This is a genomic window from Burkholderia sp. Ac-20365 (assembly GCF_017104715.1).
Classification (GTDB): domain Bacteria; phylum Pseudomonadota; class Gammaproteobacteria; order Burkholderiales; family Burkholderiaceae; genus Paraburkholderia.
In genome coordinates this window covers 362,389-387,363 of the sequence record NZ_JAAGPI010000004.1, presented here as the reverse complement: position 1 = coordinate 387,363, position 24,975 = coordinate 362,389, and the positions used below count along the sequence as shown (strand labels likewise).

At 61.1% G+C, this 24,975-nt stretch carries 26 protein-coding genes; 18 read left to right on the top strand and 8 right to left on the bottom strand.

The features are described 5' to 3' along the window. Positions 1-68: 68 nt before the first annotated feature. The 4 genes from G3O01_RS10825 to G3O01_RS10810 all read right to left on the bottom strand — a co-directional run bounded on the left by G3O01_RS10825 (position 69) and on the right by G3O01_RS10810 (position 2,707). Complete coding sequence (locus tag G3O01_RS10825) at positions 69-680, bottom strand: hypothetical protein (RefSeq protein WP_205804617.1); 612 nt, start codon at positions 678-680, stop codon at positions 69-71. Between the two features lie 119 nt (positions 681-799). Next, entirely contained in the window at positions 800-1,174 is a 375-nt protein-coding gene (locus tag G3O01_RS10820) for a hypothetical protein (protein ID WP_205804616.1), read from the bottom strand. A gap of 169 nt (positions 1,175-1,343) precedes the next feature. Beyond that, positions 1,344-1,976: a hypothetical protein gene (locus tag G3O01_RS10815; RefSeq protein WP_205804615.1), complete on the bottom strand. Its 633-nt coding sequence runs from the start codon at positions 1,974-1,976 to the stop codon at positions 1,344-1,346. Between the two features lie 335 nt (positions 1,977-2,311). Further along, positions 2,312-2,707, bottom strand: a complete 396-nt coding sequence (locus G3O01_RS10810) for a hypothetical protein (RefSeq protein WP_241023823.1) — start codon at positions 2,705-2,707, stop codon at positions 2,312-2,314. A gap of 469 nt (positions 2,708-3,176) precedes the next feature. Between G3O01_RS10810 and G3O01_RS10805 the strand changes: the two genes are divergently transcribed. Together G3O01_RS10805 and G3O01_RS10800 are read left to right on the top strand one after the other, a co-directional pair. Then, positions 3,177-3,602, top strand: a complete 426-nt coding sequence (locus G3O01_RS10805; RefSeq protein ID WP_205804613.1) for a hypothetical protein — start codon at positions 3,177-3,179, stop codon at positions 3,600-3,602. Positions 3,603-3,822: 220 nt separating this feature from the next. Next, a complete protein-coding gene (locus G3O01_RS10800; RefSeq protein WP_346779166.1) occupies positions 3,823-5,562 on the top strand; it encodes a DNA cytosine methyltransferase in 1,740 nt (579 codons plus the stop codon). A gap of 63 nt (positions 5,563-5,625) precedes the next feature. Here the strand turns inward: G3O01_RS10800 and G3O01_RS10795 are convergent, their stop codons facing one another. Next, a complete protein-coding gene (locus tag G3O01_RS10795; RefSeq protein WP_205804612.1) occupies positions 5,626-6,123 on the bottom strand; it encodes a hypothetical protein in 498 nt (165 codons plus the stop codon). 181 nt (positions 6,124-6,304) lie between these two features. After that, positions 6,305-6,649 carry a hypothetical protein gene (locus G3O01_RS10790; RefSeq protein ID WP_205804611.1) on the bottom strand — a complete coding sequence of 115 codons (345 nt, stop codon included), beginning with the start codon at positions 6,647-6,649 and terminating at the stop codon, positions 6,305-6,307. An 878-nt stretch (positions 6,650-7,527) separates the two neighbouring features. On the opposite strand from G3O01_RS10790, the gene G3O01_RS10785 reads away from it, so the two are divergent. The 7 genes from G3O01_RS10785 (at position 7,528) to G3O01_RS10755 (ending at position 11,100) form a co-directional block, all read left to right on the top strand. Continuing rightward, the gene (locus G3O01_RS10785) at positions 7,528-7,878 is read left to right on the top strand and encodes a hypothetical protein (RefSeq protein ID WP_205804610.1); all 351 of its coding nucleotides are present in this window, start codon (positions 7,528-7,530) and stop codon (positions 7,876-7,878) included. A 134-nt stretch (positions 7,879-8,012) separates the two neighbouring features. Then, positions 8,013-8,768 carry a hypothetical protein gene (locus tag G3O01_RS10780; protein ID WP_205804609.1) on the top strand — a complete coding sequence of 252 codons (756 nt, stop codon included), beginning with the start codon at positions 8,013-8,015 and terminating at the stop codon, positions 8,766-8,768. Between the two features lie 142 nt (positions 8,769-8,910). After that, entirely contained in the window at positions 8,911-9,159 is a 249-nt protein-coding gene (locus G3O01_RS10775; protein ID WP_205804608.1) for a hypothetical protein, read from the top strand. 100 nt (positions 9,160-9,259) lie between these two features. Continuing rightward, positions 9,260-9,418, top strand: coding sequence for a hypothetical protein (locus G3O01_RS10770; protein ID WP_205804607.1), 159 nt, complete (start codon positions 9,260-9,262; stop codon positions 9,416-9,418). A gap of 161 nt (positions 9,419-9,579) precedes the next feature. Next, a complete protein-coding gene (locus tag G3O01_RS10765) occupies positions 9,580-10,059 on the top strand; it encodes a hypothetical protein (RefSeq protein WP_205804606.1) in 480 nt (159 codons plus the stop codon). A gap of 204 nt (positions 10,060-10,263) precedes the next feature. After that, positions 10,264-10,587, top strand: coding sequence for a hypothetical protein (locus G3O01_RS10760; RefSeq protein ID WP_205804605.1), 324 nt, complete (start codon positions 10,264-10,266; stop codon positions 10,585-10,587). A gap of 15 nt (positions 10,588-10,602) precedes the next feature. Then, a complete protein-coding gene (locus tag G3O01_RS10755; RefSeq protein WP_205804604.1) occupies positions 10,603-11,100 on the top strand; it encodes a hypothetical protein in 498 nt (165 codons plus the stop codon). Between the two features lie 139 nt (positions 11,101-11,239). Here G3O01_RS10755 and G3O01_RS10750 read toward each other — a convergent pair whose 3' ends face one another. Continuing rightward, the gene (locus tag G3O01_RS10750) at positions 11,240-12,058 is read right to left on the bottom strand and encodes a hypothetical protein (protein WP_205804603.1); all 819 of its coding nucleotides are present in this window, start codon (positions 12,056-12,058) and stop codon (positions 11,240-11,242) included. Positions 12,059-12,621: 563 nt separating this feature from the next. Here G3O01_RS10750 and G3O01_RS10745 point away from each other — a divergent pair. The 4 genes from G3O01_RS10745 to G3O01_RS10730 all read left to right on the top strand — a co-directional run bounded on the left by G3O01_RS10745 (position 12,622) and on the right by G3O01_RS10730 (position 20,882). Further along, on the top strand, positions 12,622-13,959 hold the full coding sequence (locus tag G3O01_RS10745; protein WP_205804602.1) for an autotransporter strand-loop-strand O-heptosyltransferase: 1,338 nt from the start codon (positions 12,622-12,624) through the stop codon (positions 13,957-13,959). Positions 13,960-14,118: 159 nt separating this feature from the next. Then, positions 14,119-19,425: an AIDA repeat-containing protein gene (locus G3O01_RS10740; RefSeq protein ID WP_205804601.1), complete on the top strand. Its 5,307-nt coding sequence runs from the start codon at positions 14,119-14,121 to the stop codon at positions 19,423-19,425. 369 nt (positions 19,426-19,794) lie between these two features. Beyond that, complete coding sequence (locus G3O01_RS10735; protein WP_205804600.1) at positions 19,795-20,226, top strand: hypothetical protein; 432 nt, start codon at positions 19,795-19,797, stop codon at positions 20,224-20,226. Beyond that, positions 20,223-20,882, top strand: a complete 660-nt coding sequence (locus G3O01_RS10730; protein WP_346779165.1) for a rhomboid family intramembrane serine protease — start codon at positions 20,223-20,225, stop codon at positions 20,880-20,882. The genes G3O01_RS10735 and G3O01_RS10730 overlap by 4 nt, the downstream gene beginning before the upstream one ends. A 161-nt stretch (positions 20,883-21,043) precedes the next feature. On the opposite strand, the gene G3O01_RS10725 is transcribed toward G3O01_RS10730, so the two are convergent. Further along, positions 21,044-21,874: a hypothetical protein gene (locus tag G3O01_RS10725; RefSeq protein ID WP_205804599.1), complete on the bottom strand. Its 831-nt coding sequence runs from the start codon at positions 21,872-21,874 to the stop codon at positions 21,044-21,046. A gap of 274 nt (positions 21,875-22,148) precedes the next feature. Between G3O01_RS10725 and G3O01_RS10720 the strand changes: the two genes are divergently transcribed. The 5 genes from G3O01_RS10720 (at position 22,149) to G3O01_RS10700 (ending at position 24,939) form a co-directional block, all read left to right on the top strand. Continuing rightward, positions 22,149-22,721 carry a hypothetical protein gene (locus G3O01_RS10720; protein ID WP_205804598.1) on the top strand — a complete coding sequence of 191 codons (573 nt, stop codon included), beginning with the start codon at positions 22,149-22,151 and terminating at the stop codon, positions 22,719-22,721. Between the two features lie 327 nt (positions 22,722-23,048). Further along, positions 23,049-23,312, top strand: a complete 264-nt coding sequence (locus G3O01_RS10715) for a hypothetical protein (RefSeq protein ID WP_205804597.1) — start codon at positions 23,049-23,051, stop codon at positions 23,310-23,312. Between the two features lie 127 nt (positions 23,313-23,439). Beyond that, the gene (locus G3O01_RS10710; protein WP_205804596.1) at positions 23,440-23,664 is read left to right on the top strand and encodes a hypothetical protein; all 225 of its coding nucleotides are present in this window, start codon (positions 23,440-23,442) and stop codon (positions 23,662-23,664) included. Positions 23,665-23,981: 317 nt separating this feature from the next. Next, complete coding sequence (locus G3O01_RS10705; RefSeq protein WP_205804595.1) at positions 23,982-24,482, top strand: DUF1643 domain-containing protein; 501 nt, start codon at positions 23,982-23,984, stop codon at positions 24,480-24,482. A gap of 76 nt (positions 24,483-24,558) precedes the next feature. Beyond that, a complete protein-coding gene (locus G3O01_RS10700; protein ID WP_205804594.1) occupies positions 24,559-24,939 on the top strand; it encodes a phage protein NinX family protein in 381 nt (126 codons plus the stop codon). The last annotated feature ends 36 nt before the right edge of the window (positions 24,940-24,975 follow it).

Genomic DNA, 24,975 nt, shown 5'->3' with positions numbered 1-24,975 from the left:
TCGTGAGAGGACGTGGCGGGCGGGTGTTGCGAGTTAATGGATCACACCTGGCTACCGGCGCGCTTCAATCAGTTCGACGACGGTTCTGCCTGTCGCTCTTGTTGAACATATTGAGCCAGAAGGTCCAGCAATGCATTGATGCTGGTTACCCGTTTCTCGAAGAAGCAGTTGTCGCGTCTCTTGATTGCGTCGGCGATCTTGCTCGCATGGGAGACCAGCGAGTCCGCCGCTTCCTCCGCAGACATCTTGCCGTTAATTGTCGTGTACAGGGTCTCCGGCAGTTTCCCGATCAGCACACCGTCGCCCTGACGGTCCTGAAGCACCGCCTCGGACGGCGATAGCCCGTGATCGTAGAACTGACGATAGCTTTCACCGTCCACGTCCGAGCCAACTTCGCGTTCAACGCCAGCAACCCAGTCCTCGAAAGACATGGTTTGCTGCACTTTCCCGCCTCGCTCAACCATCTCGTCCGAACGAAATGCACTGCGATTCGAATCGGCGCCATGATTGCTACCTGAGCGAAGTTCACCTTCCGTCGCAGACACTTTTTCCCAATATTCGCCGCTTTCGCCGTCGAAGAATTGCTCACCGATGGCCAGGCTTTCAAAACTGATCTGGTTCTGCGGCAGTCTTCTTTCCGTACCCTGCGTTGCGGCGTGGTTGCTTTCGATTTTCGACATTTTGCTTCCTGCAAATAAGCGATGCTCGCCCCCTGCGGGGACAAGCCCCGCCAGGGTTGATGAATTTCGCATGCAAGCCATGCTTGCGTTCGCATGCGTGAGTGGAATGCCGAACGCTTTCAATGCAGTGCGGCTGGGAAAGTCGGCAAGCAGATCGGCGTTTCGAACATACGGTCCTGCATCGCTTCTTCCGAAAACACTTCGTGCGCACCCTCTTCCTCGCTGTGTGCCTGGCCCGCGAGCCACTCAGACGCGAGCCGGGTGCCCTTGAAGACCTCCGGCACACTGCCGCCCGGTCCAGCGAGAGCTCCCAACGCATAGGCCTCACGAGCCCATTCGTCAATCGCATCAACGCCGACAGAGTCAAAGTCGTCGCCCGTGCGGATGCCCAGCACCATCGCGAGCGCGTAGCCACGGCCGATGTCCGCGGCATTCTTTGCGTCCGAAGCCATGAGAACGCGCGAGGTTTCCGTGTTGACAGTTGCAAGTTTCATGACCAGTTCTCCACATAGTGCTCAATGCGAGCGTTAGAAACCGGGAGAGATCCAACGTGTTTGGATATGACGCGCATGCCCAAACAAACTGTGATCGACGCCTCCGCCGCCGATGAAACTCACCGGCACACCCTTTCAGGTGCGGCGGTGCGTTCATCACGGACAGAGTTTATGATTGGGGCCCGCGGCCGCCCTGAGACGCGCCCTGCTCGGAAATAGCAGCGGAAATGTCGGACAGGTAGCTCAAATGCTGCGCGCAATGGCGTTGCAAACCGCCATCATTGCCACGAACAGTTTCAAGTGCGGCCCGATCCAGCGTCTCGAGCTCCATGTTCTGCTCCCGTACATACATCCACGGCGCGTCGTTCGGCTCCACGTAGTACCGATGGCTAAAGCGATCCGGATTTTCCACGCCGACCACACGTCTGCCGTGCCATTTCACACCGTAGTCGTTTGTCCAGCAGACCACGTCGCCAGGCTTGAACTTTCGCTCGGGCCACCTGCCAGTCACCACCGCCAGCACGTCGCTCGGAGTTCCACTCGCGATTGCCGCGCGCGCCATCTCTATGAGGCGGGATTTGCCTAGCGCCTCAGTCGCGACGGATTCCACGACGACACATCGCTCTCCCATGCGGGCTTCAGAATGCGAGAGATAGACCTCAAAGGCATCGGGAGCGCTGCGCGGACGCGCTTTGAAGCGTCCGACGCGGCCAATCGTATATGCACCCATCGTCGCGACGAGCGCGCCGTCGTCCTCTTTCCAGACGATCTCCAGCATAGCCCCGTTTTTTTGCTCGCTCATGATTAACCTCTCCTGTTTGCCCAGAACGGGCGTTTGAAATGCGGGAGAGTGGGCGTCCTCTGGTGAGCACTCAAGAAGCGCTCACAGGAAGGCAAAAAGGAAATGTCAGTGATTACGGGGTGCTTTTCAGCTACGAGGGGCTTTGCTAAACAATCGACAATTCGTTCAGCGCGGTCTTCATCGGTCGCGTGGTGATGGAACAACCAACCCTCGGAATCCAGCACACTGTAGTTTGGCCGACCACATCCGTGGTCGGCTTTTTTTTCCTTGAAAGTTCAGGCGTACGTACACATACGCTCAGTCACTGCCGATTCAGAATCAGGATCGGTTGGATGCTAAACAGCAGCTAGCGCTTTCATTTCTGTGCACATCTGCTGGAAGTCGATGAGACCTTCCTGATGCTTCTGCCGGATCGTGGCGACCTTCACGCCGCGAGCCCAACGTGGCGTCGACGCGATCCGGTCCAGTGCCCCGGGATCGATCGTCCGATACCCCTCCTGCACGATGCGTTCGACAGCCTTTTCGAGGGTCTTCTCGCAACCGTGGCCGACAAAACCATCTTCATCGAAAAACTGGATTCGCCACTTGTCCTCCGCGGAGGACATTTCTTCCACGATAAAACACCATTGTCGACGGTCGCCCAACCTGCATTCGATGCCCACCGGGGATCCCGCGTAGGTCGACATCAATCGCTGATAGGCAATCTGAACGGGAGCAGCGATACGCCGCATGTGCCGCGCGAAATCCGGTCGGACACGATTGTGAGCGACACGCGCCCGTTCCCAACCGGCCGTGCGATAGCGCAATGCATTTGAATTCATGGGGTCTCCTTTTTGCCCTAGAAGGGGCGACGAAAAAGGAGAGAGCCGAAGCGCAGCTCTGGTGAGCGTCGTGCTCGCCACAGCGGGCTTGTAAGATAAGGCCGATCACGTGACCGGCAATATTGATGCCGTTTTAGCGGCTGTCGACATTCTATTCGGCCTATTGCCGGTGGGCAACACTCGAACATCGGAGAAAACGAATGTTGTGCAAGGGACTGTCGCTTTCCCGCGAAAGTCACCTGGCGGCGCGCGTAACCTGAGCACTACCGGGCATTCGTCCGCGCCGTCTCGTTTAGCTTCTCCCCATGGCGCAGGATTGCAACGTCGTTACCCATATTGCTGGCCAGCCTGGTGCCGCATGACAACCGGACACTTCACAGTGAACAACGTCCTGATCACCGGGCCTGCTGGCAGCGGAAAAAGCGATCTCGCTCTCCACTACGCCCAACGACGCACCCACGTCTATATCTTCGACCATTGCTCGACCGACCTTATCTTTGACGATGCGGTCCGCCACGCGCCGGCCGCGACCGCCATCGTGCTCGACGAGGTGCCGCGATCCCTGCTCCGCGACCACGAAACGACCCTCGCGCGCCTCTGCGCGACAGGCGTCCGGCTTGTTGTTGTCGCCAAGCAGTTCAGCGACTTCCCGATCGGCCTCCTGACGCCACTAATGCGCCACGGAGGCATGCGTGATGTCGCCCTGGCTATTCACGGCCGATCGACGACGGAAGCGCAACTCGGCGCGAGAGAGCAGAACGTGCCTCCGATGTCACTCGCTTACCCTCGCCTCCACGCAGCATGATGGCGCCACCGGGGCAGCGGCCACGCCGCCCCGGCTTCAACTCTGCCCCTACCTAACAGCAGCCAGCCATAGCGGCTCGCCGTTGATCCTCCTCCCGACCATTGAATCGGCCCGACGCACTTCTGTGCTCCACCGCCGCCGACTTGCGTTTGGGTACTCGCACGCGACACTGATGTGACAAGACGATGCGATCACAACCTTCGTGTCGATACCCGCGCCAGTGACGCAATCAGCATTCTTCTGCGAGAGAGACCTCAATATGCAACGCGATCAGTTCATCCTCGATATCGAGCCGTCTATTGTCTGCGACCTGTTCGCCGGGGGCGGCGGAATGTCAGAAGGTATTGAGATGGCACTCAATCGCCACGCAGAACTCGCGATTAATCACAATCCGCACGCTCTCAGCATGCATCAGGCGAACCATCCGCAGACCGAACATCTGATCGCCGACGTCCGAGAGGTGTGCCCCTACACAGCAACTCGTGGGCGTCGCGTGGGGCTGTTACATGCGAGCCCCGACTGCACCCATTTCAGTCAGGCGAAAGCCGGGCAACCTCGCGACCACAGGATTCGCGCCCTTTCCTGGGTCGTACTCCACTGGGCGGGCACCGTGAGGCCCGAGGGCATTAGCCTCGAGAACGTGGCCCAGATCCAAACGTGGACAAGACTTGTCGCAAAGCGCGATCCAGCTACCGGACGGGTCATCAAGATCGACGGTTCGATCGCAGGTCCCAGGGAGCACGTGCCTGTCCAGCAGCAGTACCTCGTCCCTGACCGGAAGAGGCTCGGCAGGACGTGGAAGCGCTTCGTCGCCCTCCTTCGCGGTATGGGGTACAAAGTCGAGTGGCGCGTAACCCGCGCATGCGACTACGGCGCACGGACCACTCGTGAGCGCCTTTTGATGATAGCGCGTTGCGACGGCGCCGACATTGTGTGGCCTGAAGCGAGCCATTCCACGAGCCCCACGAAGGGTCAGCAGGCGCTCCGCACGGCAGCCGAGTGCATCGATTTCACAATCCCCTCGCGAAGCATCTTCGGGCGCAAGAAGGAACTCGCTGCAGCGACCCTACGTCGCATAGCGGTCGGCATAGACCGATTTGTTCTCAAAAGCGAGGATCCGTTCATCGTCCCGGGTCTCGAGCAAGGCAATGTGCGCCTCTATAGCGGCCTTCGCGAGCCTTTCCGTGCAGTTTCCGGTTCCGGCATCGGCGGGCCTTCAGCCGCCGCCGCACCGGTTCTCATTCAGATGGGCTATGGCGAGCGCGATGGCCAGGCGCCGCGTGCGCTCGACATTCGCCAACCGCTGGGGACTGTCGTAGCCGGAGGAGCCAAACACGCTATCGCCACGGCCTATCTTGCCCAGATGAACGGTGGCTTCAACGATGTTCGGGGCGTTCCGGGACATGATCTGCGCCGCCCCATGTCAAGTATAACTAATAAAGGATCACAACAGCAGTTGATCACCGCACACCTCGCGCACCTGCGCGGGAACTGCGACGCGCGCGATCTTCGGGAACCTCTGCACACGATCAGCGCTGGCGGGCAACACCATGCGCTCGTCGAGTGTCATCTTTCACCGGATCATGAAGAAGGCGCGCTTCGTGTCGCTTCGTTCCTTAGACAGCACGGTGTCGCGACCAATACCCCGGAGGGTGAACCTGTTACTGTCACCGTCGGCGGCAACGTGTACGTGATTGTCGACGTACAGCTTCGTATGCTTGAGCCTCGCGCCTTGTACAACGCTCAGGGCTTTCCGGAGAATTACATCATCGATAAAGGGCACGACGGGCGGATCTTCACAAAGACCCAACAGATTCACATGTGCGGCAACAGCGTGAGCCCACCATGGGCGGCAGCTTTCATCAGCGCAAACTTCGCTCACATGGCGCTTCCCGGTAGCCATCCCAAGGCAAAGCGTCGCACAGTGCAGGACCGGTTGATGAGCCGCGCTGCAGCCTGATCTGAAGCGCTCGGGGCGCCGCGCGCAGACTAATAGGCCGGGGCACGCCGGCCTATCGCCGCATCAGGCGGCAGTCGCTAACGCCCCTTTATCGTTGCGCACCTCAGCGAGAGAACACTGGAGAGCGCGCCAGCTGCTCGCGAAGATACCGAAGGTCCACACCGCCCCCAAGCCGACAATCACGATTGTCAGGTAGGCATACCAGAGATACGACGCGGTCTGTTCGGCCAGCACATCAATGCTTTCCTGTCGGGTTGCGAAGTGCTTGCAAAGTTGCGGCGGCCGCAATTTGCCGTCGCGCGCCGCCCGCTCCCCGTCAATGCAAGCTCGCACGTTCAACGTTCCATCGGGCGCCGCAGGCAACTGCTGATACTGCGCGACGATCTGATAGGCGTCTCGCGAAAGACTCGCGAACGAGAAACCGCTCGACATCGCGAGAAGCAGGCACCCTGTGACCGCAGGAATCACGAAAAACTGGATGAAGCTCCACTTGGCGTAGAAGGCGACGTAGCGTGCGCCTACCCAGGCCGAGCGGATCCGTTGTTCGATGGCTTGCTGCATTCTTCCTCCTACAGTGTTTGAATGACGGCTAGACAGCTTCCTCGTCCGTCTAACCCCTGGTATCACGGTGAGACCACCCGAGAGGCGAAACCCCCGAGTTATCGGGCTTTTTCGTTTGCAGGATCGTCCGATTTCCTAATAGCCGACAGGCACTGTCGACAGCTCGTCAATCCGGCGCGCTTCAGGACAGTCCGCTGACTGCTTTTCCGGGCCACGGTCGGGGATAGTCGCCGAAGCGACGCGGTGCGATTTCGAGGGCTGCCTGCAACTGGGTGAAGAATTCGTCGTTCATGCGGATCCAACCCTCCACCCACCAGTTCTTCGCTAGCACGTCGGGACACTCTTGCTGCAAGAACGCCAGAAGCTCGCGGTTTTCGTCGATGCGCTTTATCAACCCTCCCGTCGAGCCCCGCGTCAGGGCCAGTCGCCGCACCTCCTCCATCTGTCGTGCATTTCGCCTTGCGGCGCGAACCGCCTTGAAGGCTCCGAAAATCCCGCCCGCCTGATGCAGCTTGCCCAATTCCATCGATGTGTCCTCGCGTGCAGATCTACCGGGGCGGACCGACCGCCCCACTATTTCAGCATTCTCAGCCGAGCGATCACGCCACAGTCACGGAATGCACGCGGAAGACGAGCGGCTTTTTAGGTACCCCATGTCGGAGCGCGATGCCCTTCCCCGCCACTCACGCGCTGTGAACCCGCGGGACAGGCTGACCTCGAGAAGGAAGTAACGCGCACCATTCCATCGCGCTCGAGGGTTGCTGAGCACCAGCCGCCGTCAACGACCAGTGTCGCTGCTCCGTTCGCCCACTCCGGCGCCGATACCTGTCGCCCTGCAGCGATCGCCGTTCGCAGCGCGGTGGGAACACCCGCCGTGTCGCCGGCGGACGAGGCGCGCATCTCTTCGACTGTTTCCGCCGGCACGTGCACGCTGCCACCCACAACCAGCTCATACTCATCGCTCGATGCTTGATACCTGACGTCTTCCACAGAACCATCAGGCTGAACCAGTGTGGCGTACGCGACTACCATGTAGCCGTACCGCAAGGCGTACGGCCTTGCAACAAGCGACCCACGCCGCAGTGTCGCGATCACGCCTCGCAATAGGAGCCGATGCAACTGATCGCGCGTCTGCAGTGACCAGCACTCTTTTCTGTGCGCCCGAAGAGCCGCCACGACCATCTCGTCGATCGACGACCGGCCACCTTCCGGACTGATCAGCCGCACCATCGTGATCGGATATCGGTGATAAGGCTGCGTATGCAAGTGACGACCTCATGTCATGGCAGAACATGAAGAAAGGATCGCATGCGTTTTTCGCAACGCAAGTTTCATTGCCACGGCAAGTAGAGGCGACTTTCACGCTGGAACCGGATTTGGCTGCTTGCAGCGGATCATTGAACGGTGCAAAATCACGTCCAGCCATCGAATGGCATCAAATCTCAAGTCGACGAACGTCCGTCCATCACGCTGTGCGCTTCGCTGAAAGGCGAATTTCATCCGAGCGCATACCGCTCTCTCCTTTGTCCACAGCTCAACAACGAGCAACAAGGAGAGCCAATGAAGCACGCAAATCATCCCACCGCCGTCGGTGCTGCAAAGCTTGCAGAAGTCGTCGAATGCGGAAGCTGCAACCACTTCCATCCGCTGGAATTCAACGGTGACTGCCGCGACAATGGCCATCGCCTGAGCATCGATCAGCTGGACGCCCAGTACGGCCCCGCCGGCTGGATCGCGACCGCAGACAACACCTGACCCAAGGAAACCGCACGCGGATCTCCAGCACGGAGGTCCGCTGCTTCCTGCCGAGTACGCTGCGCTGATCTCAAGCTATCAGCAGAGTGCGCTCCACTCACTTCTTTATTGACGCTCACGATCGAGCATGAGGAGTGAAAACGATGAACATTCAAGCAATAGCGCCAGCTTCCGCGAACGTATCGGCGGACATGCCGCTGATCAGTCAGCTTCGAACGCTTGGCTCGACCGGCCATGAGCACTCCCTGTTCCCCACGGAACTCGCAGGTCATGCAGCACAGGCCGCGGTCTCCGAACTTCTGGGGAACTGGAACGATGCGCTGAAAGTCGGCGCCGGCAAGAGCCTCGTCGCAGACGTCGATCGCGTGCTCGAGCTCCTGATCGCATTCAGGAATCGCGCTCTAGCGGTGCTGCCCTGCAGCGATGCCGCGGCCGAAGGAAAGAACGAGCCGATGGAGATTGTGTCGGTGCGCGGGGCGCTTGATCCGTACACCGCGCTCATGGAGGTCTGGCAGAGCCTGGAAGGCGTCCGACAGCCGCCGACACCCGCGTCGATCGAAGTTGACTATGTCGTGCGGGCGTTCTACTTCACTGAACTCGGGCTCGGGCGCCGCAAGCCGTTCGAGCAACTGGATTTTGCTGACCAGCAGCTTCTCGGCCAGCAAGTGCGGTTCACACCCTACGACCTCGGCGACAGACTTTCCGTCGGCGTCGTCGAAGGGATGCTCGTAGCAGCCGACCGTACCAGCGGAGGATGCTATCGACTTGCGATACGCACCGGCACGGCCGCGGCGCAAGGCGGCGGTTACCTCACCCCTCATGTCTACACGAATGCAGGACACGTGGAACTGATCGAAGTCGCACCTGCGCCCGAAGCCGTAACGGCCTGACCAACCAGCAATCATCCGGCGCTGCCCTCCCCTGAACAGGAGGCGCAGCGTGCCGGACTTATCAGAGCGCGTCGGCACGGCGCTTTCCGGTAAGTCCCGGACGTCCTTCTTACCCACGCCATATCTGGCAAAAGGACACACCATGAAAGCAGCCACCAGCGACAAGCAGAAACTTGCCAAGGCCGAACTGATCGCACGCTTCGTCGAAGTTGAGTTCCTCGAGCAGGCACCCCGTTACGTCGTTGCCGCAGGGGACAAGCGCACTGGCCAGCGCGGCTCTGGCGTCGCAACAATCGGCGTGAAGCACGCTCGCGGTTACGGGGTCGTCGTCCAGTTGGACAGTGGAAAACTCGACGTCTTTGACCCGATGCAACTGCTTCCGGCCACTTGAGATCCACTCCACTGACATTCGCGCGCCGACTGCGCCGGTAGAATGCGTTTAACTGTATTCGGAGATGTCGCGCCATCGATGGCGGCAGAAGGAGAAATTTATGGAACTGGAAGAGTTTATCGACACCGCAGCCAACTACCTCGAGGATGCTGGAATCAGCTATTCCCCGACTCTGGATGCCTGGCTTGAATCGCTTTTCAGACTGGGGCTCAAGCCCCATCAGATCGTAGCCGAGTATCGCAAGGCTAACGGTCACTAGAAGGTTTCGATGGGTACGCCCTCTCTTCCTCACAGGAGCGGCGGCGTCTCCCCCTTCCATTGCCTACGCTGTGCCAGCGCGCTGTTCACTACGGACCGCTGGCAGAGCGCGTCTCCTCGCTTTCGCACGCCACAAACCGTGGCATAGAAGAGGAGAAACCGATGAGTCTGAAACATCACCCCGGAGCTTTTACGCCTGATGACCTTTGGGGAATGGGCCAAACGCCCGCAGTAAAGGAAGTCGTGACACGGCTGCTGTCCTTTATCGGCACCCGGGCACTTGCCGGAAAGCCACCCTTCGACACGACACTCAGGGATGGCACGCCGAGACTCGATGGCTGGATCAGCGACAGGCACCATGTCCGCGTCGGAATCCGCGCTGCCGATCATCTCGTCGAGGTGGAGGTCACTTCGGGAGGTTCGAGCGCGAATTCGACGCTGGCGATTCCCGGCGAGATCGTCGGGCTCGAGAGCGATGGCCGCTACACCAGTGTCTATTTCAGCCTTGAACGAGGAGAGCGAAGCGCAAACCTGTTCTCCCTGCTCAACGCGGCAGCAGCCGTGATCGTCAAGACGGTCGAGGTTGCCGATGCGCGAAGGGCGGCAACCGAGCGGAGATGGGCAGCCAGCCGCGCAGCATGACGCCAATGAACTAGCAACGAGGGATACCGCACTATGCGGTATCCCCTCGCAAACCGTACAATAGTCGCGCGCCAGTCATCTGGCATCACGTGAACGCCTGCCCAACAGTTTCGCTAAGACCCGGTGTCTTACCGCAGCTGCTGGCCAATGCTCCAGCTGCAGCGCCCCTTTTTTTCTGCCTTTACAGGCATCAGGGGAGACTGCATGAAACCGAAATCCGCCCGGCATCCTTTGTGGCCGGCACTGTCTGATCAAATCGCCGATCGAACCGACGCGCTCTTGCGCGCCGCCCGACCGGTGTATGATTGGGTTATGACGAAAATCTCCACGTTCACCGCTGCCAATGGACGCCATGTCCAGAAAGTCGTTACCGATGCCGGTACGACGGGCTTTGTCGACTCGGGTGTACCCGTCGAAGCAATGCCGGGGTTCCTCGAGCGCATCGAACTGGCTGAACGCGAAAACACCGCAGAAACTCGTCGCGTGCTGGACGAGGCCGACGCGAAATCCCGCCTGAAAGGCGCGTAACGTAAGGACCTGAGCATGGATGCCTCGCGGATCAAGCGAGGCGTGATGCTCAAGTGCCGGTTTCCCTACGACGACGCACCGCACCTTCCCGGAATGAAGCCCCACTACTGCCTTGCAGTAACCGATGCGCTTCACTTCGAGGGGAAGGTATATGTCCTGGTTGCCTATGGAACATCGAAACTTGATGAGGATCTGCTGCGGGCGCACCAAGGCCTGATCCTGAGCGTGCCCTCGATCTACATCAAAGGCGCGACGCTTCCTGAAGCAACCGGACATTTCGTTGCTGATCACGTAGCCCTGCTGCCGCTAACGAGTGACTGGATCTACGAGGACTTCTTCGGGACCCTGGACTTTGTCGCTACGGCCGCACAGGAAAACGACGCTCGACGTTCACGCCTATATGAGTCGTTTCTTGCAGCTGAAAAGGCGATGCTCGCCGCATCGCGCGATCTTGTGAAAAGCTTTTTCGACTCCCGTCAGCCTGGGCTTAAACCCGGCAAAACGCTGCGTTGAAAACTGCCGGATCGATTCGTCGATCCAGAAAACAAGGCCCGGGTTCTGTCTCTCAGACAGACCCGGGCCTTTCTTTTTTTTCGGGCACCCGAGACCGGACAGCGCAACGACCTCAAGGGCGCGCTGCGCCGCAACGTCTTCAGGGACTCGAGGGCAAGCCGCCCTCAGAAGACTCCTGACGGATACCGACAGGCTCGGCGCCAGACTCTGCCTGACTGTCCGTAACAGCATCCTCGACGCGTTCATTGAGCCATTCACCCGCGACAAACTCCTCCTCCTCGAAGGGCGCGACGAAGGTTTCCCAGACCACTCGGGATTGGCGCTCTGGTGAACCGGAGCCGGGAGCGAATACTCCAATGTCGGCAGCCCGAGTCTCCAGCCAGGGGATCAAGCGGTCCTCTCGATATTCGAGAGCTTCAGCAACGCTGCGAATCTGCGCATCTTCCGCGCACAGCGGGAATCCCGCGTGGAAGACAAACCATTCTTCAGCGAGTCGCGCCCCGCTGCCCATCTTCAGGTAGCCGTCGAGGCGCAATCCGTCCTCTGGCGTGAAGTGCCCCGTGAAGAGACCGCTGGGTGTCGGTATCGCAACTGTCCTCCACTTCTGTCCCAGCGCGATGTTCCCGAGTGGCGCAACGCTGGCAATGAGAATGCAGAGTTCGCCGCGCACATCGTCGAGCGTTGCAGCCCTGTTTCGAATCAGGCAGTCATTGAGCGCCTTCGCGGTCACATGAAGCCATCGCTGGATCCGAAAACGTGGCTCGCCCAGATAGTGCGAATAGCTGTATGCCTGCAATCCGGCCTTGATGCTGGCGAAGGCACCATGTGCCGTGAGATGGATGTGCCGTCCGCTGTCGTCGAGATAAGCAGGAACCCCGCGCCTTCGAAGATCGACGACAACACCCAGCTTCGCACGCCGCATCTGGGCGCGGTGATGGGCGACCTTCTGTCCGCGCATGGAGGCTCGGAGCGCATCTCTGACTCTGCCATCACCCTGTGCCGGATCTATTCCAGTCACGAGGCCAACATCCGCCCGGCTCCCGCCGATCCGTGGATCGAGATATTGCCCCGGGCGAAGGGTCGTAGGGTCCGCTTTCAGTCCGATCAAGTTTCCTCCGGTAGTTCAACAAACGTAGCTCGGGCCTTGCAGAGCCTTGATAGACAGCATGCCAGAGCACCGCTCGAAAACGGGTCGGAATGCGACTGACCGGAGCAAATCATTCATTTCGTGCGGAGTGCCATCGATTGTGCGAGCGGTGTCATACGGCCGGCTCGCCGCCGCTTTTACGTGACAACCCTCCCGGCGATTTCACGCCTGCTTATGCGAAATCGAATGATCGCGCCCACCCGGCGTTTTTCAGACCGATTTCGGTTCACCCGGTCCCTAGACTTTCGTGAAAGGTCGCGTCTGACTCCCCAGCCGCGATAACGCCAAAGCCGCCCCCGCCTTAACGAGCACAACGTCCGCGCGATCTGAGTGCAATGGCCGCTTTTCGAACTTCACGCCGAAGGATCTTGCATATGAATGCCCCCCAACTCAAGGCGGTACAAAACGCCGACGCAATCGATATCGACACGGTAGTTTCGATTGATGTCGCGCGAGCGAAGGACGCGATGAGCGCGGCCCCGGCGCCGTCTGCTGCAGCTCCCGTCAAAGGCGCATTCGATTTCGTTGCGCCCGCACCCGTACCGACGCAGGAAGCGAATTGGGGTGTCCGGTACGACTTTAACGACGGCTGCCGGGTAACGGTTCCCCAGGGCGGCCAGTGGAAGGTCACCCTCCGCGACGTGGAGGCGGACGTCACTGTCTACGAGGTACCCATCACAGCCGCTGCGGGGCCCGTGGCGGTATCGAGCGTCAAGAAATACTTCATTCCCTTCGAGATCGAAGTCGCGAATGAGAATACCGGCGAAGTCTTCAGACACACGATGGACCTGAAGGGTCGCAATGTGATGGTCGAATTTCCTGTCGGCACGTTGGGCGACACGGTCGGCTGGTTCCCCTATGCCGTGAAGTTCGCGCGCAAGCATCAATGCAAGCTCACGGTCGTCATGGCCAAGCCGATCATTCCGCTCTTCAAGCCCATGTACCCCGAAATCGACTTCCGCGAGCCTGCGGAAGTGAACACTCAGGACTTTTACGCCACCTACCGCGTCGGCCTCTTCTTCACGGATGAGGAACGCAACCATCAGCCGTCTGATTTCCGGATGGTTGGCCTTCACAAGACGGCCGCGTACATCCTCGATGTGGATACAGAGGAAGAACGACCGCTTCTGCATATCGAAGACGACTCCCGCCCCATTGCAGAACGCTATGTCGTCATAGCGACGCAGGCGTCGACGCAATGCAAGTACTGGAACAACCCCGACGGCTGGCGTGAGGTCATCAAATACCTCAAGAGCGCGGGCTATCGCGTGATCTGCATCGACCAGCGCGCCGCCGGCGGCCAGATTGTGTTCAACCAGATCCCGCACGGCTGCGAAGACGAAACGGGCAATCGCCCGCTCTCGGAGCGGGCTCGATGGATCAAGCACGCCGATTTCTTCATCGGTCTGTCCAGTGGTCTGTCCTGGCTGGCGTGGGCGACGGGGGTTCCCGTCGTCTTGATCTCCGGGTTCACGCACCCAACCAACGAATTCGAGACGAAATTCCGGATTACCAATTATCACGCATGTAATTCGTGCTGGAACGACCCAAAGGTGCTTTTCGACCACCACGACTACAACTGGTGTCCGCGGAAGAAAGGCACCAACCAGCAGTTTGAATGCACACGCCTCATCACGCCCGAGCAGGTCAAGCGGGCTATCAGGTCGATACCTGGCTTTCCTGATCAGACGGCGCCCGCCGCGCCGCAGTGACAGTCAACTTGGATGCCCGAAGGGCTCCCGCCGCGATAGTCGCCCGGGAGCCCTTCGCACGCGACCGGGCAATTTTCCGTGCGTGCGGACCGCCCCAGCAGAGTACTCCCTACCCCCGTTTTCACCCCCACCGAGATCAGGTCCTTCCTGGAGTATTAGATGAAACGTTTGACGTACCGGCGCAAGTTCTGCGTCCACAGATTTGGTCTGCGCAGGGCGGGTATCCCGCGCCTCATCAGGATGCTGATGTCGGCACTTATCCTGCAAAGCGCCCTCATGACGGCACCGGCCGGGGCGACCACCACCACCGTAAGCACGGGCACACAGACCAACTCGACTATCCAGCCAGGCGACCAGATCAACGTGTCGGGTACCGGGCAACTGGACAACGTCACGGTTATGAGCGGGCCAACCACTGTCGGTAGCATTGCCAATAGCGGTGGTAACCTGCAGGTCACCAATGGCGGCGTTGTCAGTGGCGGCGTCATTCAAAAAGGCGGCGCGCTCTTGATGTCTACGCCGACTGTCGGTCAATCCGGCGCGAAAGTAACCGGCATTACGGTGAGTGCGGGCGCGCGCTTGAGTATCGTCGGCGCGAAGAGTTCCACCAGCGGAAATATTCTGTCGGGAACTTACGTCGCCAGCGATGGCACGTCCAAAACATTCTCAATGGGCAACGGCGTTATTAGCGGTCTGGTTATCGAGAACGGGGGTGTTCTCGAGATGGACGCCTGGGACAACGCTGTGGCGCGGGATGTGACCATCGGCGGCAACATCCAGCACACCAGCAGCGGCCTGATTGGTGGCGCCGGTACCGAATACGTCAATGGCGCAAACCTGGGAAGCACCGGGGCCAACGTCGACTACAACGCGACCATCCTCGAAAAGGGCACGCAGGTTCTGGCCTACGGCGGGTCGGCGGTGTCGGCGAACGTCAGCAGCGGTGGCACTCAGGTTGTGAGCGCCGGCGGCGTTGCGCTTGCCACGACACTCAACAGCGGCGGCAAGCAGAACATTTCCTCGGGCGGCGTGGCCAGCAACACGGTCATACTCTCGGGTGGATCACAAACCATCATGACCGGGGGTAAGTCATATTCCGCTGCCCTCGCGTCAGGCGGTACCCAAATGGTTCTCGCTGGTGGGAGTGCTGTTGCGACAACGGTGTACGCGGGCGGCGTCCAACTTGTGTCGGCCGGCGGCGTGGTCACCGGCAACATTTCGTCTCCCCTCACCGGCCCAGGTGGCGGCGGTGGCACGGTGATCAGTTCAGGCGGCGTGCAGATTGTGTCTTCGGGCGGCGCAACGACTGGTACGGTGGTCAATTCCGGTGGCACCGAGATCGTGTCTGGTGGCTCGACTACCAGTTCTACCGTCAACGGGGGCGGCGTGGAAACAGTCGCTGCAGGCGGGACTACCACCGGCACGACGGTGAATTCAGGCGGTCTGCAGTCCGTATCTTCTGGCGGCACGGCGACGGGGACCACCCTTTCGGGCGGCACGCAAGATGTCCTCTCGGGCGGCGTTGCCAGCGGCACATTCGTGTCGTCAGGTGGTACGCAGTCCGTATCGTCCGGTGGCTCCGCCGTCGGTACGATCGTGAACTCCAGCGGCACGCAGGATGTGCTCAACGGCGGACAGACGAGTGGGACGGTCGTCAACGCGGGCGGAACGGAGAATGTTCAATCCGGAGGCAGTGCGACGTCGACAGTTGTCTCATCGGGTGGCACCCAGAACGTTGCATCGGGCGGCACGTCGATCTCTGCTGTCGTCTCCAGTGGTGGCACCCAAAACGTGTCTTCCGGGGCGAACGTCAGCTCAACGGTTATCGCGTCGGGCGGTAATCAGAACGTTCTGTCCGGGGCTGTCACGAGTGGCGCGACCGTCTCGTCGGGAGGCCAGCAAACGGTGACGTCGGGCACGACTGTCGGCACCGTGATTGGATCGGGCGGCAGTCAGGTCGTGTCAAGCGGTGGCGATGCCGAAGGTAGCGTCATCGGAAAGGGCGGAGCGCAGATAGTTGGAAGCGGTGGACAGGCAAACAGCGCGGCCGTCCAGTCGGGTGGCGTTCAGACGGTGTCCGGTGGCGTCGTCTCTGGCTCCCTGGTGAGCTCCGGTGGCGCGCTCAATGTGATCGCGTCGGGTTCCAGCGTCGACACCACGGTCCTCGGTGGCGGCAATGAAACGGTTTCGTCCGGTGGCAATGCTATCTCTTCGACAGTGAGCGCAGGCGGACTCCAAGCCGTCGGCAACGCGGGCTCCGCAACGGGCACCATCCTGAACGGCGGCACGGAAGCCGTCGGCTCGGGCGGCCAGACGAGCGGCAGTGTCGTCAACGCGGGCGGCAACCAAAATGTCTCCGGGGGAACTTCCTTCGGTACGACCGTGAACGCTGGCGGCGCGCAGACTGTGACCTCCAACGGCACGACCATCGGCACTGTCGTGGATACGGGCGGTTCACAAAATATCGGCAGCGGCGGTCTTGCGGTCGGCACCATCGTCGACACCCTTGGTTCCCAAAACGTCCTGTCCGGCGGCGAAGCGACGAATGCGACTATCAGTGGCGGCACGCAGACGATCAGCGCAGGCGGCACGGCGACGGGTGGCAACGTCCTGAGTGGCGGCAACCAGATCATCTCATCGGGCGGCATAGCGTCGGGGACGGAGATCGATGCGGCAGGGAGCCAGACGGTTGCTTCGGGCGGCGTTGCTTCGGGAACCGTCGTGTCGAGCGGCGGTTCGATCAACGTCTCAAGCGGCGGCACGGCTATGGGCGTTACGCAAAGCGCGGGTGGCGCGATCGTCGGCTCTACCGATTCCAATGTTACGGGGACCTATGTCTCTGCTGGTACGTCGAGCACGTTCACGATCGGCGGTGGCAATGCAAGTGATGTCGTGCTGGAAAATGGCGGAAGTCTCTCGGTCAACCCGGCTGGAAATGCCAGTAACACGCTCGTCAATTCCGGCGGCGCGCTGACGGTGCAATCGGGTGGTTCAGCAACGGGCACGACCCTTACCAGCAATGGCGCATTGACCGTCAATGACGGTGGCACGGCGACGGGCATCACGCAGCACGCTGGCGGTATCGTGCATCTCACGACGAACCAGGAGGTCGCTGGCACGTATGTGTCGGGCGGCGCATCGGCGCCCTTCTCCATCCACAACCACCTCGCATCGAGCGTCGTGCTTGAAAACGGCGGCACGCTGGCCGTTCTCGCGAGCGGCACGGCGAGCGGCACGATTGTGGGCAGCGGAGGCGTTGAAAACGTCTATGCGTCCGGCGTGACGAGTCACACCACGGTCAATTACTCCGGATTGCAGATCATTCACTCCGGTGGCACGTCGTTCGATACGACCGTCAACTCAGGCGGCACGCAACTCGTTCAAAGCGGGGGCTATGCCAGTAACACCGTGGTTAGCGCGGGCGGCACGCAGATCCTTCAGGACGGCGTAAGGGCCAGTTCGACCACGGTATCGAGCGGGGGTCGTCAAACGGTCAATTCCGGCGGCGTGGCTGTTGATACTGTCCTCGCATCGGGTGCGATCCAGAGCGTTTCGTCGGGTGGCGTCACCTCCAACACTGTTGTCTCGTCCGGCGGCACAGAGGCGGTTTACGGGGGCGGCGCGTCGTACAACGCAATCATCAATGCAGGCGGCGTGCAGTATGTCGACGGCGTAACGGAAGGCTACTCCTACAACGCGAAGATCAGCTCGGGCGGCTGGCAGGAAGTGGCTTTCGGCGGCGAAGCAGACAACGCGGCGGTGCTGGCAGGTGGCCTGCAGACGGTCGACGCGACGGGCGTCGCCGTGTCAGCGACGGTTGCCGGTTCGCAGATCGTGCACTCGGGAGGCGAAGCTCGGGATACGACCGTGCTCGCTGGCGGTGAGCAGCAGATTGAAGCTGGCGGCTCCGGCACGACGACCACGGTTACGTCCGGTACGGTGATCGTGGATGGTGTCCTGCAGCGACTCGTTGCGACCGCATCGAAGATCGCGGGCACCGGTACGATCGGGTCCGATCTCACCGTCACGACAGGCAGCACCCTCTTTGCCAATACGCCGGGCGCCGCGCTGCACGTCAATGGCAACGTCGCATTCGAGTCGGGTTCGACCTACCAGGTGTCGGTGTCGCCTGCCAAGGCTGGCTCGCTCAACGTCGCCGGCAACGTCAGCATCGCTCAGGGCACGACGCTCGCTGTCATGGCCGAGAACGGGGCGTATTCGCCCTCCTCGCGCTATGCACTCGTGACTTACACCGGTTCCGTGACGGGCCAGTTCAGTTCGATCGCATCGAACCTCGCTTACCTCACACCGTCCGTCTCGTACGACGTTGGCCAGATTACGCTCCAGATGAAGACGAACAGCACGTTCGACGGTCAGGGCTTCGAGCTTCCCGGCGCAGGCTCGAACACGAACGGCGTGGCGCGCGCGTTGACCGGCATCTACGCGGCAGGCGGCAACCCGTTGACGTCGACGCTTTTCGCATCTTCGCGCGAGCAGGCCGAAGCGTTGCTCAACAGTCTGAGCGGTGACGAGGTCGCGGTCGCGACCCAGATCGCAATGAACCGCGCGGCGCAGGTGCAGGATCTCGTCGCGCAGCGTGTCAGCGCAAATGGCATCGATCACGGCAAGAACCTGTGGGCCTCAGCTGCTGGCCAGCATGATTCTGTGTCGGGCGATCCGAGTACGGGCGCAAGCGGCTGGCAGGACAACTCTGCTCAACTTGCGATCGGCTACGACCAGGCGCTGGGTGCGTCCTCCCGGGCAGGTGTTGCGGTGTCGTTCAACAACGACGACGTCACGTTCAACTCGCGCGATGCAAACAGCCATGTCAACGGCGTGCAGTCGATCCTCTACGGTGCCTGGATGCCGAAGACGACGGCCGCGTACGTGATGGGCGAAGTGGGCTTCGGCTACTGGAACACGAACGGCCATCGTAAGGTGACGACGGGCGATACGACGTACAGGGCCGATGGTTCCTTCAACACGCTCGCCGAGACGCTGTACCTCGAGGCCGGGCTGGACCTGAAGACCAACGCGGGCAGCGTGAAGCCGTATGCCGGGCTGCGCGCCGCCCACTACACGCAGGAAGGTTTCAGCGAAAGTGGTGACGTCATTGCGCTTGACGTCGGCAACGCCTCGTATAACGCCCTGTCGAGCGTGCTGGGCGCGCGCTTCGAAAGCCACCAGCAGAGCCTGTTCGGCAAGCCCGCGACGATTTCGGTCGACCTGTCGTGGGAACACCGTCTGAACGGTGGCGACCACGCGGTGACGGCTGCGTTCCGCGCCGCGCCTGGTCAGACGTGGCAGGCGTTCTCCACCCCGTCGGAGCGCGATGTGGCGCGTCTGACTCTGGGCGGCTCGGTGAAGGTAACGAAGTCAACGACTCTCTACGGCAAGGTTGTGGGTGAAGTTGCCGAGCACTCCGCCGACTACGGCATCCAGGCTGGCGTGCAGTACCGCTGGTAACCGGGTCCGGTTAGCTGCAGGCGAATCCCGCCGCGCCTTCACCGGTGCGGCGGGATTTTTGCTTCCTGGCGCTTATTTCCCGCCGAGATCCGTGTTGCGAATCCGCGCGGCAACGCTCGACCGGGCCAGGTTGCGTCTTTCGAGTCGTGAGGTATCGTTTCCCGTATTCGATCAATCGCGCAGGTCGCCGCGGACGAACTCTTGAACCTCAACTCGCCGGACGTACGAATTTCCCCGAACCAGCTTTCAGTTCTCGAGCTTCCCGGCGACCCGGCGATGCTCGAATCAGCAGTCGCTGGCCCTTCGTGACTCACGAGGCAAGCGCAGGCAAAATCGCAAACAGACGCAGCAATCATCGAGGTCAGAAGGATGGGCAAGAAACTGTCGGATGAGCAGAAATCTGCCAGCAAGGCCGCGCAGAAGGTTCGTGACCACGCCTTCAGTGCGCGCCGCCGGGCGTACCATGCTGCCCGGCAATCGCTCGATGGAAATCTCGAGCGCACTCCCGAGCACCATGCATCGCGCGCCGCGTACGATGCGGTTGAGCGCAGACTCAAGGAGCACGCGGCAGAGCGCGAGAGCATCGATGCGCAGATCGCCGCGTTGCAGGAACAACTGGAAGGTTTGAGGGTGCGTCAACGCACTGAATGTGACACCCTGAAGCGTGCTCGCGACGAAGCTTTTAACGTCTTCGACGCGAAGCGCACGGACGCCCGGCAAAAGCTGGACGCGCAGTATGCGGATGTCGCCGGGATCTTTTCGGTCTGCCAGTGGGTCGTGCGTGCACCGCGGCCGAGGTGAAAGCGGGTTCGATAGAAATCCTCGCGTCACCACATTATCCTGAACACTGCTACCCGATGAGGCCAGCCCTGTTTTCAACCATCTCAAACAGAACGAATGCGCTGAGCGCCCAACTCAAGGCGCGCGTCGTAGTGCTGGCGATCTTCGTTGGCTCGATGTGGGCTTCTTTCTTCCTGTCCACCGCCCTTCCGTTCCTCCACCTGCAAAGTCACGGAATCGTGCCGCGAACCGTCAGCGGCTTACAAGGCATTCTGTTCGCACCGTGGCTCCACGCCAATCTGCGCCATATCCTGGCCAATTCCAGCGGCCTGCTCGTCCTCGGCTGGCTGTGCACATGGCCCCGTATTGCTAACTTCTGGCAGGCCACTTTCGGAGGCCTCATTGGCGCAGGTTTGTGCGCGTGGCTGCTTGGCGCACCGTACACGGTGCATATCGGCGCGAGCGGGCTGGTGTTCGGCTACGCGGGCTATCTGATAGCTCGCGGCATCTACACCCGCGATGTATTGTCGGTTCTTGTCGCATTGTTCGTCGCAGGCGCCTACGGTCTGAGCCTACTCGTCGGCGCTCTGCCCCTCACGCCCGGGGTGTCGTGGCAAAGCCATCTGGGAGGAGCGATCGGAGGCATGCTGGCCGCGCGCGCGTCGACCAGGAAGTGAACGCCCCGCGAAGTCACCGGGTAACTCGCGAGTCTGGGCGCCAGCCACGCCGTTCGACGGGCACGCTGGGAGTTTTCCGCAACGAGCTGCGATCGACTGGATCGTGCATCTCTTTAGGGACGCACGAGAGCAAGGTCAGTCACACGCCCGACCGTTTCCGCCTACTCGTACGCGGGCACCCAATCGCCGGTCTCTGCCACCCTGAGTTCAGCCGCCCGGGATGCCCAGAAGCCTGACACAGAATCGTAGTAGCGCCCATGGACGTCGAATGCTGCTTCCCACGCCGATCGGTCGGCTGCGGCAAGTTGCCTGAACTGCTCCATTGCGGCGGGATGCTTCGCAGAGCACACATATCCGCAGCCTCGCCTTCCTGCGGTCTCAGCCCCACCCGGCTCGCACTCATCGTCCGCGTACCGCTGATACCCAGATAGCGCTCCGCCCTCGGCGGGATGCGGCTCATCCTCGCCCAGAAGATCCTCACCCTCGAACTGGCAACCGGCCATATGCAGATAAAGGGCACGTGCGGTCGCACGCGTGGCCCCTTCGAACTCACGCCCGCGTACAAGGCCAGGCGCGCGTACGTGGATCCTCGACTCGAAGGCCGGGCATCCATAATCGTCCGTCGTCTCGTGAACTTCGCCCACAGATATTTCCCAGCCTTGCCAGACGAGAACGTTGCTCCTTGCCATGCACTCGTAGATCGCCAGTGGGGAGAGGTCGGTAACCTCGACCCTTCTGCCTGACTCGTACGCCTCGTCGTAGGCCCACTGGAGCTCGAGGAGCGACCATAGCGGGTTGTTGCGTGCGTCTTCGCCCGAGTGTCGATGATGGCGGGCGAGTTCGCACATATCCCCGAGAATGGACTCCAGCAGAGGGTCCGGTTTGGAGAGCAACCGGTCCGCCCAGGACGGCGGCCGTTCAGATGAGTCGCGTGACAATGCGATCCGATACATCGCCGATCTTCCCGCAAGGTCGAGCAATGCGTCGCGCATGCTCAATTCGACTATTCGCATGGTGTTCCCTGTAATAGCGCCGTTCCGAGGTCAGGCTCGCGTTGCCGCAATTGCGGCCTTCCCTGTTTTGACTGTTGGTCTTGCAACGCCGGCTCCGCCTGACGCGCAACGTCAGAAATGATGCCGAGCCTCGCGGGTTCTCCGGGCTCGAAAGACGCCCCATCGCCGCCAGCATTCGACGCTGGGCAAAGTTGCTTCGCTGCTGACTGGCACTACCCTGAAGTCTTCCACCAACCTGTATGGAGCATTTCGTATGGCCCTGAGCACCTGCCTGTCACTCGGCGCGACCGTGCGCGTCGTCGACGCCGTCTGCAACCGCTATTTTCCTGAGAGCGAGGCCGCGAAGCGCGGTGGGTGGACCGGCCGGGTCAGCGAATTGTGCTGCCGTCCTTTCGAGGCGTATGTGCGCGTAGATTTTGAACTCCGGCCACGACAGCGTCGCCAGCGGTTGAAGGAGTTCATGCCGGTTCTCGACCTTGAACTGATCTCGGTCGACGAGGACGGCTCAGTCACCATCATTGGTCCCGCAAAGATCCAGGTCCGCGCAACTGTTGACGAGCTGCTTGCGATGCGTCCCGACGACGTCTCTCTGGCTGGCATCGAGATGGCGTTGAATGCGCTCGATGACGGAGACAAGAAGGCGGCGGCACTTCATCTAAAAGAGGTCGCCAGCGGCGGGCAGACTCAATGGCACAAGGACTGCGGGTCGATCGCGCGGCTGTTCAAGGAAGGTGTCGACGGATACGCGACCGCGGCTACGGAGTCTCCGGAACCCGCTCCGACAGGTCAGATCGAGGCGCCAACTTTTTTCTGCGTTCCCGCCTGAATTCTCTGTCGTTGCCGCCGATAAAGGAGCCCATAGAGAGAATTGGGCTATTACGCGCGAATGCGGATTCGAAAGTTTGATGCATGTCTTCTGGCGGTTGCCGTCGCGGCGATCGCGGGCTTTGGGATGTGGTTCAAAAGTGAAATGGGCGACGCTGCGCAGCGCCGCGAGTCGGCCTCGCTGTCCGGGCCTTGCACAGGTGACAAGTGGACGACCAACGCTTCCGCACGACGCGGAGCCACGTGGTGCGGCGCTGTCTTGAAATCTGCCGATGCGGCCGGTTGAGACGGTCCGTCGAACCTTTTGCGGCCCAGCCGCGTTTGCTTGATGACGGAAGAAGTGATGGTGTTTTCGGGGTTGGTCGTGTCTATCGTGGTGGCGGGGATCGTCGCATTTGCCGGGTACCGTACTCCCGGCTTTTTCATCGCCGCTCTGGCTGTGATGGCCAGTATCGGGCTTCAGTATGCGGGCGCCGGCGAGCCGCTACGCATCGTCCTGATCGATGGCTCTGCGATCGCGCTCCTGGTCGTGCCGGCCTGCCTGTGGGCGGTGCATCAGCTTCTGCGTACGTCGGATATACCGAGGGCCTGATCTCGCCCCACGTGGACTGCCGTGCGATGCCCGCAGCTCTGCACCATCCGGCTTTGTCGCCCGCTTGCGTCGCCCTCCGTCGCGCGTAGCATGGGATCTCGACGGACCTGAACAAAGGACCTTCCGTATGACCGCAGTTGACGCATTGCTCGAGACAATTTCCGAGGGCGATCTCCGCGCCGCCGTTGTCGAACTCAAGGAGTTGCGCGGGACCGGCATCCTCCCCGAAGGCGTCGTGCGTCGCTATGCGAGCCGCCTGCAGACGGAGGTGGGCGTCCCCGGCAATGACGCGCGAAATCTCGTTGAGTCCGCGGTGTATCGGATGGCCGCCTACCGGTGGGCCGGCATCTGAGCTTCGCTCTTCTCCACTGACACGAGGGACTCCCAGATGCAGCAAGACAATGACCTCGGGCCCGAGCCCTGGCTCGGCACTGATCTCCTTCGGAGATCCAAAAGACGCAGCGCGGAGCCGGTGAAGATCGATGAACAGGCCTTTGCCGAACGGGCGCGCGCGTCGCGTCTGAACCGCAAGGCAGTCAAAGGCACCTCTGTCGCGATGCCTCTCGTACGGGAATCGAGGGGCGAGTTCGATAGCTCGGCGCTGACGTCACATCGCGACCTCGCGATGTCAACCCGACGCTAACGATGGACCTGTCAGCACGCCCTGCGATGAGCGCCATCCTGAGTGCGTGCGGCACATATCGTTATCGGCTCGACCGCGTATTGCTCAAGGACGTTAGCGGAGACCTCGTGATCGCCTATTTTGGCGTGAATCCGTCGACGGCTGACCACACGCTGGACGATCAGAGCGTGCGGAAATGGTATGGGTTCACGAGCCGACACGGTGGCTCTCGCTTCATCGTCGGCAACCCGTTCGCGTATCGATCGCGAGACGTAACCAGTCTCGCACGCGCCGCCGATCCGGTCGGGCCGGATAACGACGTTCACATTGCCGCCATCATCGACGAAGCCGATGTGCTGGTGCCGTGCTGGGGGCCTCAAACGAAGGTGCCCCGCGCCCTTCGCTCCCGCTTCGACAGTGTGGAGTGCATGCTGCGCGCCAGCGGAAAGCCGCTAAAGGTTTTCGGGTTGTCCCAGCGCGGAGATCCCCTGCATCCGCTGATGCTGCCGTACGCGACGCAGCTAGTCGACTGGCGGCAGGCAGCGTGACCGTATCTCAGATCTTCATCGAGCGAATGCCCGCTCAATCACCACTACATCAAGACTGCAGTTCGAGGAACGACTCATGAAGGTATCGGAACTGGGTGGCACGCAACTGGACGTTTGGGTAGCACTTGCCCTTGGCGAACGGCGATCGACGCTGTATGAGCCGACGAACGAAGCCGGCGTGTACTGGCTTGAAATGCGCCCCGGTAGCGCGAGCGTGAAAGAGTGTCCCCGGTATTCGACGGATCCGCGCGCCGGCTTTCCGATTATTGAAAGCGAACGGATTCGCCTCACCCCCGTCGACGCGGGCGGGTTCTTTCTCGGTGAGCTCCAGAACGCGCCAGGTTGGCTCGCGCGCCTTCCCGATCAGGCCACCAACGAACGCGGCGACACCGCCTTGCAAGCCGCCATGAGGTCGTTTGTCGCCAGCAAGTTCGGCGAGACCGTCTCCGACGACTAAGGCGTCCGCCCAGGCGGGACGTTAAGTCAATAAACA

Bases quoted from the DNA above. Each gene is read 5' to 3' on its own strand.
- G3O01_RS10825 (WP_205804617.1), bottom strand. From the start codon at position 680: ATGTCGAAAATCGAAAGCAACCACGCCGCAACGCAGGGTACGGAAAGA.
- G3O01_RS10820 (WP_205804616.1), bottom strand. From the start codon at position 1,174: ATGAAACTTGCAACTGTCAACACGGAAACCTCGCGCGTTCTCATGGCT.
- G3O01_RS10815 (WP_205804615.1), bottom strand. From the start codon at position 1,976: ATGAGCGAGCAAAAAAACGGGGCTATGCTGGAGATCGTCTGGAAAGAG.
- G3O01_RS10810 (WP_241023823.1), bottom strand. From the start codon at position 2,707: ATGCGGCGTATCGCTGCTCCCGTTCAGATTGCCTATCAGCGATTGATG.
- G3O01_RS10795 (WP_205804612.1), bottom strand. From the start codon at position 6,123: ATGCAGCAAGCCATCGAACAACGGATCCGCTCGGCCTGGGTAGGCGCA.
- G3O01_RS10790 (WP_205804611.1), bottom strand. From the start codon at position 6,649: ATGGAATTGGGCAAGCTGCATCAGGCGGGCGGGATTTTCGGAGCCTTC.
- G3O01_RS10775 (WP_205804608.1), top strand. From the start codon at position 8,911: ATGAAAGCAGCCACCAGCGACAAGCAGAAACTTGCCAAGGCCGAACTG.
- G3O01_RS10770 (WP_205804607.1), top strand. From the start codon at position 9,260: ATGGAACTGGAAGAGTTTATCGACACCGCAGCCAACTACCTCGAGGAT.
- G3O01_RS10765 (WP_205804606.1), top strand. From the start codon at position 9,580: ATGAGTCTGAAACATCACCCCGGAGCTTTTACGCCTGATGACCTTTGG.
- G3O01_RS10760 (WP_205804605.1), top strand. From the start codon at position 10,264: ATGAAACCGAAATCCGCCCGGCATCCTTTGTGGCCGGCACTGTCTGAT.
- G3O01_RS10755 (WP_205804604.1), top strand. From the start codon at position 10,603: ATGGATGCCTCGCGGATCAAGCGAGGCGTGATGCTCAAGTGCCGGTTT.
- G3O01_RS10750 (WP_205804603.1), bottom strand. From the start codon at position 12,058: ATGCGCGGACAGAAGGTCGCCCATCACCGCGCCCAGATGCGGCGTGCG.
- G3O01_RS10745 (WP_205804602.1), top strand. From the start codon at position 12,622: ATGAATGCCCCCCAACTCAAGGCGGTACAAAACGCCGACGCAATCGAT.
- G3O01_RS10740 (WP_205804601.1), top strand. From the start codon at position 14,119: ATGAAACGTTTGACGTACCGGCGCAAGTTCTGCGTCCACAGATTTGGT.
- G3O01_RS10735 (WP_205804600.1), top strand. From the start codon at position 19,795: ATGGGCAAGAAACTGTCGGATGAGCAGAAATCTGCCAGCAAGGCCGCG.
- G3O01_RS10725 (WP_205804599.1), bottom strand. From the start codon at position 21,874: ATGCGCGACGCATTGCTCGACCTTGCGGGAAGATCGGCGATGTATCGG.
- G3O01_RS10720 (WP_205804598.1), top strand. From the start codon at position 22,149: ATGGCCCTGAGCACCTGCCTGTCACTCGGCGCGACCGTGCGCGTCGTC.
- G3O01_RS10715 (WP_205804597.1), top strand. From the start codon at position 23,049: ATGACGGAAGAAGTGATGGTGTTTTCGGGGTTGGTCGTGTCTATCGTG.
- G3O01_RS10710 (WP_205804596.1), top strand. From the start codon at position 23,440: ATGACCGCAGTTGACGCATTGCTCGAGACAATTTCCGAGGGCGATCTC.
- G3O01_RS10705 (WP_205804595.1), top strand. From the start codon at position 23,982: ATGAGCGCCATCCTGAGTGCGTGCGGCACATATCGTTATCGGCTCGAC.
- G3O01_RS10700 (WP_205804594.1), top strand. From the start codon at position 24,559: ATGAAGGTATCGGAACTGGGTGGCACGCAACTGGACGTTTGGGTAGCA.